General features: G+C 38.8%; 8 protein-coding genes. 4 read left to right on the top strand and 4 right to left on the bottom strand.

The window, feature by feature from the left end; all coding sequences use genetic code 11:
- Positions 1-26 precede the first annotated feature (26 nt).
- Both ACQ334_RS11050 and ACQ334_RS11045 read left to right on the top strand, forming a co-directional pair.
- The gene (locus ACQ334_RS11050; RefSeq protein WP_430988268.1) at positions 27-4,127 is read left to right on the top strand and encodes a hybrid sensor histidine kinase/response regulator transcription factor; all 4,101 of its coding nucleotides are present in this window, start codon (positions 27-29) and stop codon (positions 4,125-4,127) included.
- Between the two features lie 126 nt (positions 4,128-4,253).
- Complete coding sequence (locus ACQ334_RS11045) at positions 4,254-4,907, top strand: hypothetical protein (protein WP_430988267.1); 654 nt, start codon at positions 4,254-4,256, stop codon at positions 4,905-4,907.
- Positions 4,908-4,951: 44 nt separating this feature from the next.
- Here ACQ334_RS11045 and ACQ334_RS11040 read toward each other — a convergent pair whose 3' ends face one another.
- The 4 genes from ACQ334_RS11040 to ACQ334_RS11025 all read right to left on the bottom strand — a co-directional run bounded on the left by ACQ334_RS11040 (position 4,952) and on the right by ACQ334_RS11025 (position 8,080).
- Positions 4,952-5,503, bottom strand: coding sequence for a hypothetical protein (locus tag ACQ334_RS11040; RefSeq protein WP_430988266.1), 552 nt, complete (start codon positions 5,501-5,503; stop codon positions 4,952-4,954).
- Between the two features lie 33 nt (positions 5,504-5,536).
- Positions 5,537-6,226, bottom strand: a complete 690-nt coding sequence (locus tag ACQ334_RS11035) for a TMEM175 family protein (protein ID WP_430988265.1) — start codon at positions 6,224-6,226, stop codon at positions 5,537-5,539.
- Between the two features lie 104 nt (positions 6,227-6,330).
- On the bottom strand, positions 6,331-7,095 hold the full coding sequence (locus ACQ334_RS11030) for a hypothetical protein (protein WP_430988264.1): 765 nt from the start codon (positions 7,093-7,095) through the stop codon (positions 6,331-6,333).
- Positions 7,096-7,171: 76 nt separating this feature from the next.
- Entirely contained in the window at positions 7,172-8,080 is a 909-nt protein-coding gene (locus tag ACQ334_RS11025) for a phosphoribosylglycinamide formyltransferase (protein ID WP_430988263.1), read from the bottom strand.
- Between the two features lie 234 nt (positions 8,081-8,314).
- Between ACQ334_RS11025 and ACQ334_RS11020 the strand changes: the two genes are divergently transcribed.
- On the top strand, positions 8,315-9,628 hold the full coding sequence (locus ACQ334_RS11020) for a c-type cytochrome (RefSeq protein WP_430988262.1): 1,314 nt from the start codon (positions 8,315-8,317) through the stop codon (positions 9,626-9,628).
- A 69-nt stretch (positions 9,629-9,697) separates the two neighbouring features.
- Entirely contained in the window at positions 9,698-12,877 is a 3,180-nt protein-coding gene (locus ACQ334_RS11015; protein WP_430988261.1) for a TAT-variant-translocated molybdopterin oxidoreductase, read from the top strand.
- The last annotated feature ends 146 nt before the right edge of the window (positions 12,878-13,023 follow it).

Here is a 13,023-nt window from a genome sequence, read left to right as displayed (position 1 = left end):
CACATTCCGTTTATCTTTATAAGCAAATGCACAAACCCCTTATCTCCCTGAAAATAATTTTTACACTTGCAATACTCTGGTGGGGTTTGGTTGCCAGTGCACAAAAAACACCGGATTATGAAACGATCTCCACAGCAGAGGGATTATCCCAGGGAATGATATTTGACATCTTGCAGGATGACGAAGGCTTTATCTGGGTGGCCACCAAAAACGGATTAAACCGCTACGATGGTTATAGCTTTAAAGTTTTTAGCAATGATCCCTACAATGTTCACAGTTTGAGTAGTAACACGCTTATAAAATTATTCGAAGATTCAAAAGGCAGGCTATGGATAGGTACAGAGGATGCAGGTATAAATGTATATGATAAAAAGAGCGGCTTGTTTTTTCGCATTCAAAATATAGCTTCCGATACCGCAAGCCTGTCCGGAAACGCCATAAGGAGTATAGTGGAAATGCCGGATGGTCGCATACTTGTGGCAGTATATGGCGGCGGTTTCAATATTATTGACATACCAAATGATTTTTTTGACAAACCTTCTTCCCTGCACATAACAAGATTGAGGCTTCCGGATAATACTGATGTATATGCTATGGGAAAAGATAAGAATGGTAATACGTGGATAGGAGGCTTTGACGGATCAGTTTACCGGTTTGATCCTGCTAAAAATATGTTTCTTACATTAAAGAACGGCCACCTGCTTAACAATGGGTATCTCACCAAAGGAGGGGTGGTTCTTACCAGTACAAATTATTTTTTATCGGATGATACAGCAACATATCCGCTGTTTGATACCAGTAAAATTCCGGCCGGCAATATTCTTTTGCGGCCAAGGGGCGCTTTGTGGAGGAACCATTATCGTGATTTGTTTCAATATGATATAACCAAACTGGAGCCGGGAAAACCTTTGCAATGGGATTTGCACTTTGCAGATAGTTTGAAAGTACTCTTTCCTTTTATCATTGATCGTTCTGGTATTGTATGGTCGGGCTCCATGGGGTATGGCTTGCGTAAATACAATACCGATAGCAAATTCAACCAACACCTGCTGGTAGGCTATAGTGTAAGATGGATAAAACCAGAGAAAGCCAATATCATTTACACAAGTGATTTTGGGTACAACTGGATAAAAATAGATGAACAGGGAGTTGAAAAAAATCCTTTTCGTAAATTCCCCCAACTATCACAGGTTGATAATTTTTTAATCAGCAAAGCAGGTAAATATTGGTTTAAATCAGAGGCAGAAGGATATAAGGGGTACTATGATTATAATCCGGCTACCGGCAGCTTAACAAAGCATTTTGTGTGTACCAACGAACCCAGCGGCGATAAACAACCCATGCTGGAAGATAGCAAAGGGTATATCTGGTTCTCCGTTCGTGGCGGCCTCTTTAGAAGGATACAAGCTAGTACCGGCAGCATAGATAGTTTTTCTATAAATGTAAACAATGTAAAACGGGGATCCTCCATCACCATTTGTACTGCTATTTATGAAGACGGGCAAGGTACTTACTGGGTAGGTACGCAGGATGGTTTTGCAAAAGTTCAGTTTAATACCAGCGAAACGGTACCTGAGGTAAAATGGTATTATAATGAAGCCAATACCCGCAATTCGCTTAATTATAACCATGTATCCTGTTTTATGGATGACCCTGCCGTGTCCGGTAACTATATATGGATATGTACCAAAGGTGGCGGATTAAACAGGATGAATAAAATTACCGGCAATTTTATTCATCTTACAACAAAGGATGGCCTGCCGGACGATGTGCTGTATGGTACTTTGGCAGACGAATCAAAAAATATCTGGGGCAGTACCAATAATGGTATCTTTTGTTTACTGGCAAATAACAACAAAGACAGTACCCGTTGGGAGTTTAGGAATTTTACAAAAGCTTACGGATTACAGGGTGACGAATTTAATACCGGGGCCTATGCAAAATTAGCCAATGGTAACCTTGCTTTTGGCGGTGTTAACGGGTTGAATATTTTTAACCCGAAAGAAATACTGGCAACCGGTTTTAAACCTGGTGTTTTTATAACCAATATACTCATAAACAATACAGCTGTAACTGCAGAAGACAAAACAGGGGTTTTACAAAACAATATTGAGCAAACACAAAGTATTACCTTAAATTATTTACAGGATATATTGACACTGGAATTTTCTTCACTTGATTTTACTGCACCTACCCAAAATAAATACCGGTACCAATTGGTGGGCATAGATAAGGTATGGGTAGAAAGCGGTACCCGGCGTACTGCCACTTACCTGCACTTACCATCGGGCAAATATATTTTTAAAGTACAAGGTAGCAACAGCCAGGGCATCTGGAGCGATAAAATTGCTGAACTGCAAATTACTGTGTTGCCGCCCTGGTGGCGCAGTTGGTGGGCTTACCTTATTTATATATTGTTGATGGGTTTGGGTATAAGAGCATATTTTAAATTTTCTGTAAACAGGGCTAAATTAAAATCGCAACTAAATTTTGAACAGCTGGAAGCTAAAAGAGTAAAAGAACTGGATACGGTAAAAACACAACTCTATACCAATATTACTCACGAGTTTCGTACACCACTTACCGTTATATTAGGTATGGCACAGCAGGTTAAAAGTAATCCGTCCCTGCATTTGGAAAATGGTATCGATATGATCATCCGCAATGGCCAAAGCCTGTTGAATTTAGTAAATGAAATGCTGGATCTGTCCAAACTGGAAACCGGTAAAATGCAATTGCAATTAGTAAATGGCGATGTAATTAATTTTCTGCGTTACATAGTAGAATCTTTTCAGTCGCTGGCAGAAAGCCAGCAAAAGCAATTACATTTTTTAGCTGCAATGGATACATTACACATAGCGTACGACCCGGAAAAACTGCGGCAGATCATTGCTAATTTGTTATCCAATGCATTAAAGTTTACACCCGAAAAAGGGAATATTTACATCAGTGTAAATGAAAATATTTTACAGGATACTGCCGGTAAATCAACCTTGGTTATTAAAGTAAAAGACACCGGCATTGGTATAGCCGAAAGCCAGTTGCAACATATCTTCGACAGGTTTTATCAATTGGACAACAGCCATACCCGTAAAACAGAAGGCACAGGCATTGGCCTGGCATTAACCAAAGAACTGGTGAAATTAATGGAAGGGGAAATCACGGTGAAGAGCCCGCCAACGGGGGCTAATAAAGGAACTGAATTTATTGTGGCATTGCCAGTTAAAAAAATGCCTGTAGCAGAAGATGCTAATCTTCATTCTGATGTAAAAGAAGTGTATAGTCTGATAACGAATACAGGTACCATCAATAGTATGGAAATTGCTGATGAAAAACAACAACAGCAAAAACCGTTACTATTATTAGTAGAAGATAATGCTGACGTTGTGGCCTACACGGCATCCTGCCTGCCCGATTACAGGCTTGCTGTGGGTAAAGATGGAAGAGAAGGCTTTGAGATAGCAGCAGAAATAATTCCTGATTTAATTATCACCGACGTAATGATGCCTTTTGTAGATGGCTTTGAATTGTGCAGGCAGTTAAGGAATGATGAGCATACCAGTCACATTCCCATCATTATGCTTACGGCAAAAGCAGATATTGAAAGTAAAATAGAAGGTTTACAGCAAGGTGCAGATGTGTACCTGGAGAAACCATTTAACAGGGAAGAGTTATTGATACGCATAAAAAAATTGCTGGAACTGCGGCAAAACCTGCAACAGTATTATCTTAAAAAGTCAGGATTAGATAATTCTTCTGTACCGGAACCAGTAACTACCGAAACAGCCATCATTAATACTAAAATTGAAGATGATTTTGTAAAAAAGGTAAGAGAAGCGGTGGAACAACATATGACAGAAACTGAATTTACGGTAGAACAATTGTGCAAAATGGTTTTCATGAGTCACTCACAACTGCACCGTAAACTAGATGCATTAACAGGTTGTTCTCCTAATAAATTCATTCGGGTTATCCGTTTGAACAAAGCTAAAGAGTTGCTGAAAAATCCGGCAAACAGTATTGCCTCCATTGCATTGGAATGCGGTTATAATGATCCCGGATATTTTGCAAGAATATTTAAGCAGGAGCATGGCGTAACGCCACAAGAGTGGAGAATAAACAAATAATTACAGGAAATAAAAAAATATGGGGCACAAAATTTTATTTTAAAAGAAGAACAGCATAAATGAATTAATATTTAATAAAGGCCATTTAAAAAAAGTTGTAATTTCATTTTTAAATATTTTAGATTAATGAAAAGGGTATTTGTTTTTTCAGCAGCCATTTTTTTATTGGCATGTAATGGTTCAGGTAGTGACAATAATACAGCAGCACCAACAACTGGTAATAGTCAAACAGGACTCAACACACCTCCGGGTGCCACTTCTCCGTTACCCACAAGAATTTTTGTTGAAGGTAGCCCTATTGACCTGGGAGGTACCGCACTCTTACAAAAAGATAAAGAAAAATTACAGCCGGGTGCCGATTACCTGGTTACTTTTACAGCACCGGGTGGCGCTACCAGTAAAGCCAGTTTGGTATTGAATTTTTTAATGGCGCTTAAACCAGGCAGTTACCCTATTGTAGGTATGAATTTTAAAAGGCCGGGCAATCCGTATACAGAAATATATGGAGGAGAAGCTGGCGCTAAACCTAAGCTCACCAATTATAAAGTAAATATTACTGAATGTAAAGATTTAGGCGATAATCACCAGGGGGGGCACAAATGGAGTATCAGCGGAACATTTGATGAATTGGTTATTCCTGCATTGCCGATAATGCTGGTAAGTAAAACCAGGCACCACCCTGTAGAAATAAAAATACAGAGGGGCACTTTTACCAATGTTACTTTTGATGATAACTGGGAAGCAATGGTACAGCAGGAGATAGATAAAGCAAAAAAATAGAGGTACAAAAATATTCCGGACAGCGCAGTATTTACTGCGCTTTTTTAATCTTCCTTATTACTTTTTTCTCCCACAAACCAATGTTCTTTATTTCTGAATAAAACATTGAACGTGGTAAGCGAACCATAACAACGGGTAATATATTGCTGAATATTTACTTTCTCTTCGTCACTCAGTTTTTTATTACTGTTAATATTTTGCTCCAGCACACGTAAGCGGTCACGCAGCATCACAATTTTATGAAAGAAATCATCAATAGGAATTTCCTTTGGCTTTAAACTTTTATCAGCTGTTTGCAACAGCATCGTGCCACCAATCCATTTATCGCCTAATGGAACAATTTCATTTACATCACTCCATTGGCGTAAAATTTTTAGTAAAGATTTTTCTACAGCAGAAACAGTTTCCACTTCAACAGTTACATTTTCGGCAATGATCTCATCAAGGTTGGCATCTGTTTTATCAATTTCTTTTATACCATGATGGATAAAGGAAATTAAATAGGTGGCATACCTTACGCCAACAATTACACCGGGCCCGTATTGTGTATGTTGTAACCTGGTTCCTACGCCAAGTGTTAATTGTTCTGCTTCCATAGTCGTATAATTTTTCTCAATGCAAAATAATATTTATTCTGTTGCAGCTGCAACCGGGGTTGTTTTTTTATTGTGTTTATTTTGAATCCGCTTCATCACGAGTGGAATAAACATAGGAAAGTACCTGCCAATAACCGGTATCCATAAACTAACAGACACAAAATAGGTAGCCACCAGCGATAATAAAAAAATTGCCGGCGTAACCAGCGAACGTTTAATTGAAATAGAAACCATATCCCTGGTAAGCGTATGGCTGGCAATATTGTTTTTGGGGTTGCCAATATATTTCCAGAGCCTGTAATTTAAATAACCCGTAAGGCAGATGTTAAAAACATATACCGTGTAAGGCACCACTACATCTATTTTGTTAGAGTACTCTCCGTATAAGCCTGAACTAAAGGGCATTAAAACAATAGACAATAAAAAAATAAGATTGAGCCACAGTAGTTTGTTGTTATAATTTTCAACAAAGCTAAACATGCGGTGGTGTACAGTCCAGTATAAACCAATAATAAAAAAGCTGATAATAAAACCAATGAATTTAAAAACAAGATGGCCCAGTGCTTTCAGTAATTCATGATCAGTAACACCATGTTCTTCAATAACCGGTACTTTTATTTCGATGGCCATTAAAGTAATGGCAATAGCAAATACAGCATCACTGAAAAGGATCATTCTCTCAATCTGAAATTCTTTTTTCAGTTCGTTATGTAATTCATTCATAAAAAGAAGCATTAGTGGTGGCTTTATAATTAAAAGCAATAAAAAGAGTAAAAAAATAACCCTTTGTATCAGTGCTTTTGAAATTGAAAAGTACTGCTCTTTTTTTACATTTTTTCTTTTGGGGCGCTTTGCTGCAGTAACTCAATCTTATATTGATAACCGCAGTTTAAAATATACTGGTTCATGGTAAGTTCATCTGCGGCACTGGCAAATTCGTAAGTAGGCCTGTATTTTGCCATAAAGTTGTCTAACTGCTGGCCTTCTTCCAGGTGAGTGAGTTTTTTTACCAGGGTTTTATTAAAGCGGAAGTTGATGTATTTTTCCTGCTCGTCTTTTTCTAATCTTAACTGAAAAGATTTCAGGCGTTTGTTTCTTTTAAACCGGAAGATGTTGATGATCTCATCCACATCGGCACCGGGTACACCTGATGGTGAAATAGAAGTTCTTAAAGTGGGCTTTTGAAAATCAAAAACCTTGGCATAAGTTTCCCTGTTTTCAATAGAATCCTGTTTAAATGTTTTTCCAAAAACCACTACTTCTTTTAAAGTGCTGTACTTACCTTTATAATTTACCCGTAATGAAATATCAAAATGAGAAGGGTCGGGTATGGTATGTACTGCAAAACTTTGTGTGGCTTTATTGCGAAAGATAAAGGACACCGAATCTTTTTCTGTTACTGCAAGGCTATACCTGCCCAAAGAATCGGTTAAAGTAAACCTGCCTTCTTTATTAATAACGGTAACTCCGGGCACATAATTTATTTTGGAAGAATCAAAAACAGTACCACTGAGTGTAAACTGAGCATATATCGATTGGCCCGCCACCTGGCAAAACAATAGCAGTATGATTATTTTTAAAGATATACGCAACAACAAATTTTTAAAGGCATAATATTACGCCAACAAATTTATACAAAAGCCATAACGGTTTGTTTTAACTGCAATTTTACTTTTCTACAATTTCAGCAATTACTTTTGGATAATGTGTATGCTCCAGTACATGTATCTTTTGCGCTAAAGTATCAGCCGTATCACTGTCATTAATAGCACAGGTTGCCTGGAAGATAACCGCACCATGATCGTACAATTCGTCGACATAATGAATAGTAATGCCGCTTTCGGTTTCTTTATTATTAATGACGGCTTCATGTACATGACGGCCAAACATACCCTTGCCACCGTATTTAGGTAACAATGCCGGATGAATATTAACGATCTTTTTTGGATAGGCTTTAATCAAAGCTTCAGGGATCTTCCATAAAAAACCTGCCAGCACAATAAAATTAATACGATGGTCCTGCAGCTCCGGTAAATAATTATCGCCAGTAAAAAACCTTTCTTTTTCAATTAATAAGGATGGAATACCGGCATTGGCGGCAATATCTAATATACCTGCACCGGGTTTATTACAAACAATCAATGCAATTGTAATATCAGCAGACGATGAAAAGTGATTGATGATCTGTTGTGCATTACTTCCGGCACCGCTTGCAAAAATCGCAATACGGGTCCGGGTCAGACGGTTGGAACCGTCATGACCCGTATTATTGAGGGTTGCAACCGTCTGACCCCTATCATGGGATGAACCAAATCTCTTAAAAACCCTGCCTAAATATTTTTTAAAAAAACCAAACTGGCCAAAAGGAAAGCTTACCAGTAAAACACATAACGGCCATAATAGGGTGATCAATAGTATATATAGTATAACCCACAATGCCCCCTTTTCTAAATTGGTAAGCGCTAAAATTTTTCTTCCTGCATAGCCGCATAAGCTGCCACCTATGGCAAAAGTGGTAATTATGAGTACAAGATTAAGCCCGTTTACCTTCCAGCGTTGTTTAAGTTTTTCAAACATTTGGCAAATGTGGAGTAAAAATTTGTGAAATGATAGCCCGAAACAAAAAATATTAAGGGATAAATATTGTTTACAAATATGTGACAATAACACTATGAAATGCTTTACAATAGGCTGAAACCCACGCTGGATAAGCGAAAAAAAATTTTAACAATGTTGATATTATGTCAGCATCCTGACTTAAATTTGCAGCCGAAACCGGATATTTTTCCACATTAGCCCCGTTATAACTGTATGAGTCGGTATAGAAAAATCTTTAACAGAGTATTTGCATTTCTTGTACTCTTTGCATTAGCCTCATCAACCAATAATATTTTTGCTCAGAACGGCGAAGCGCTTTTTAAAGCCAATTGCTCAAGTTGCCATAAGGTAGATAAGGATTTTACAGGACCAATGTTAAAAGGGGCAAGGGACAGGGAGCCGGATAAAGAATGGGCCTACAAATGGGTGAATAATGTAAATACCATGGTTGAAACCGACCCTTATGCAAAGGCATTAAAGGCAAAGTGGGTTTCACAAATGCAGCAGTTTAACCTTAAGAAAGATGAGATCAAAGCAATATTAGACTATGCTGATGCCCCACCGGTTACACCTCCACCTCCACCGGGCGGAGCTACTCAAACAGAAGATAACTCACTCCTTTTCGGCATTCTTACTTTAGTATTAGCCCTTATAGCCTTTATATTATTACAGGTAAACAGTAACCTGCGTAAATTAACTGATGATAAAGAAGGTGTGCTGCGTGGCGAACCGGTTCCTGTGTATAAAAACAAAACCTACTTAATGGTAGCCATTTTAGTACTGTTTTGTGTTGCCGGTTACTTCTTTACCAATGCCGCTATTGGCCTGGGCCGCATGAAGAATTACCAACCAAAACAACCTATATTTTATTCTCACCAGGTGCATGCCGGTACTAACCAGATCAGCTGCTTATACTGCCATGGTGGTGCACAGGATAGCAAACATGCTAATATTCCTTCGGTAAATGTTTGTATGAACTGTCATAAAGGAATTAATAAATACGAAGGTCCTGATGCATTGGTAAGAGAAGATGGTACTGCAGTTAACGGAACTGAGGAGATACAGAAATTATACGAATACGCAGGTTTTAATGCTGCTACCAAAACGTACAATCCCGATAAAAATAATGATGGCGTACCAGATGGTGCATATCCTATTCAATGGACTAAAATTCATAATCTTCCCGATCACGTATACTTCAACCACAGCCAGCACGTAAAAGTGGGTAAACAACAATGCCAGACCTGCCACGGTAACATACAGGAAATGCCGGAAGTTTACCAGTTTGCTGATCTTAGCATGGGCTGGTGTATCAATTGCCACAGAGAATCTAAAGTTGATTTTTACAACAAAGATGATAGCACCGGCAATAAATTCTACAGCATTTACGAAAAATTCCATAACGACTTAAAGCCTGATACCATCAGGGACAAATACAATAACATCAAGGAAATTAAGAAACCTAAGATGGATAGTGTAACCGTAGAAAAAATTGGTGGAACGGAGTGTCAGAAATGTCACTATTAATTGCTGCGCCTGGAAAAAGACAACAGAGCAGAGGTTTAGAATTATTTATCATTAGCACATTAGCATATTATGAGTAATAAAAAGTACTGGCAAAGTTTTGGAGAACTCAATCAGACTGAAAATTTTCAGCAATCCACTGAAAAGGAATTCAAAGAAGAGTTGCTGCCATTGGCCGATTTAGATGATAAAGGCATTTTGGATGCTAAAACCCCCCGCAGGGATTTCTTGAAATACTTAGGTTTTAGCACTGCTGCTGCTACTCTTGCTGCCAGTTGCGAAATGCCTGTACGTAAATCGGTTCCTTATTTACAAAGGCAGGATGATATCATTCCTGGTATAGCCAACTATTATGCTTCTACTTATGTAAATGGCGGAGATGCCATTTCTGTAGTGGTAAAACAAAGAGACGGACGACCTATCAAAATAGAAGGTAACGAATTATCCAGCATTACCAAAGGAGCTACCAACGCACAATCGCAGGCTTCTGTACTGGACCTGTACGATACTACCCGTCTTCGCTACCCGATGCAAAAAGATGGCAAGGATTTTAAAGAAGTAACCACTTTTGATGCTTTTGATAAAATGGTGGGAACTGCCATTACCGGTAAAACAGTAGTATTGTTAACCGCTACTGTAAACTCACCCTCTACTCAACAAATTATAACTGAATTTTTAGCAAAATATCCCGGCAGCCGCCACGTACAATACGATGCAGTAAGCTATGCCGGTATGATTTTGGCCAACGAAGCTACTTACGGCAAAAGGGAAATTCCTTCTTATCATTTTGAAAATGCTAAAGTAATTGTAAGCCTTGGCGCCGACTTTTTAGGCACCTGGTTAAGCCCAACAGAATTCAGCAAACAATACTCAACCAACAGAAAAATAACCGGCGAAAAGCCCGATATCAGCCGTCATATTCATTTTGAAAGTATGATGAGCTTAACAGGCAGTAATGCAGATGACCGCATTATGCATAAGCCTTCTGAAACCGGTGCAGTAGCTGTTGCTATTTTAAATGCACTGAATGGTACTGCAGCATCTTTTAAAGATGACAAATTAAATAAAGGTGTAAAATTAGCAGCCGATCAATTAAAAGCTGCCGCCGGTAACGCTTTAGTAGTTAGCGGAAGCAATGATGTGAATGTACAGATTGTTGTAAATGCCATTAACGAAGCTATTGGCGCCAACGGAAAAACTATTAACTGGGCCATCACTTCTAACTACCGTAAAGGTATAGATGCTGATATGGATACGCTGGTAAAGGATATGAACAGCGGAGCAGTTGGAGCAGTATTGATCCAGGGTGTAAATCCGGCTTATTCTTACACCGACAGCAAAAAATTTATTGACGGGCTTAATAAAGTAGTGGGTGTTTCTTTCAATGCAACAATGGATGAAACTACTGAGAACTGTAAGTTTGTACTTCCATCTCACCACTGGTTAGAAAGCTGGGGCGATGCTGAACCTAAAACAGGTTATATCAGCGTTATTCAGCCAACTATCAATCCTCTGTTTAAAACAAGAGCTTTCCAGACTTCTTTATTAAAATGGAGCGGAAGTACTGTAGCCGATTACGAAACATATTTTAAAGCTTACTGGTTAGCTAAATGGGCTACACCGGATAACTACGATAAAGCTTTGCAGGATGGTGTTGTAGAACCCGCTGTAGCAGTTGCTGCTGCAGGTGCAACTTTCTCAGCTGCAAAGGTAGAAGAAGCAAAAAGCAAAATTGCTGCAATAAAAGGTGACGAAACTGAAGTTGTTTTATACCAGAAAATATCAATAGGTAATGGTAGCCAGGCTAATAACCCATGGTTGCAGGAATTACCTGACCCAATTACTAAAGTAACCTGGGATAACTATGTGATGATGGGCACTGAAATGTACAAAGCTTTGTACAAAAAAGATGTGCTGGCAGATAAAGGTGCTTCTGATGCGTATGAAGTGCATCCTGAAAAACCAGTAGTAAAAGTTACTGTTAACGGAAAATCATTGGAACTACCTGTATTATTAATTCCGGGTGTTCAAAAAAATACTATTGCTATTGCGGTGGGATATGGCAGACAAAGTGCTGACGCTACCAAAACAATGGATAATATCGGCAGATCTGCCGCAGGCGCAGGCCAGAACGCTTACACCTTAGTAGGTTTTGATGGCAGCACCAATCAATACAGCGCTGTTGCAAAACTTGAACTGACAGATAAAACTTATCCGCTGGCACAAACACAGGTGCATGGTTCTAACGAAAACCGTCCGGTTATTTACGAAACCAGCCTTGCCAGTTTTGTTGCTAACCCCGAAGCTGTTTTAGAAGAAATTACTAAAGAGCGTTTAACCATTACAGCTAACGACAGCAAAGATTTTGTAAGAGATGCCACCATGTACCCGGACTTTGTAAAGCCAGGTATTAAATGGGGTATGAGTATTGATTTGAGTACCTGTACAGGATGTAGTGCTTGTGTAGTAGCATGTACTGCTGAAAACAATGTAAGCGTAGTAGGTAAGATACAGGTACAAAGAGCACACGAAATGCACTGGTTACGTATCGATCGTTATTTTACCGGTGAGGATATGGAAAATCCGGATGTGGTATTCCAGCCAATGCTTTGTCAGCATTGCGATAACGCACCTTGCGAAAACGTTTGCCCGGTTGCCGCTACTAACCATAGCAGCGAAGGCTTAAACCAGATGACCTATAACCGTTGTATCGGTACAAGATATTGCGCTAACAACTGTCCTTATAAAGTACGTCGCTTTAACTGGCTGGATTATACCGGTGCAGATAGCTTCCCGGATAACCAGAATCCGTTGATTGGTGTGGATATGAATGAGTCTGTTATGCAGATGAATGATGATCTTACAAGAATGGTATTGAATCCGGATGTAACGGTTCGTTCAAGAGGTGTGATCGAAAAATGTTCTTTCTGTGTACAACGTTTACAGGAAAATAAACTGAACGCTAAAAAAGCAGGCGACCCAACATTGGTTCGTAATGTAAAAGTAGCTTGTATGCAGGCTTGTCCTACAAACGCTATCAGTTTTGGTAATGTTAACGATAAAGAAAGTGATGTATATAAGATCAGGCACGTAGAGCAAACACACCGTAATTTTTATGTGATGGAGCAATTGCACGTATTGCCTAACGTAAGTTACCTTGCTAAGATCAGGAATACAGACAGAGAGGTTAGTGCGGTGAAAGAAGAAGGTCACAAAGAAGAAGCGAAGAAAGAAGAAAAAGCACATGCTTAAGTAAACATACAATGGCGGATAGCGAATATTGAATCTGTTCTGAATAAAACCACATTCAAAAATTCGATATTCATCAGTTCGACATAAAATCAAAATTAAAACTGTTACTTACCAAAACAGGTTACAGTTAAAAGCTTAGAAAAAAG

The sequence above is a fragment of the Ferruginibacter sp. SUN106 genome (assembly GCF_050611765.1).
Taxonomy (GTDB): domain Bacteria; phylum Bacteroidota; class Bacteroidia; order Chitinophagales; family Chitinophagaceae; genus Ferruginibacter.
The sequence above is the reverse complement of the archived record's forward strand: the minus strand, read 5'-3'. Positions and strand labels throughout refer to the sequence as shown.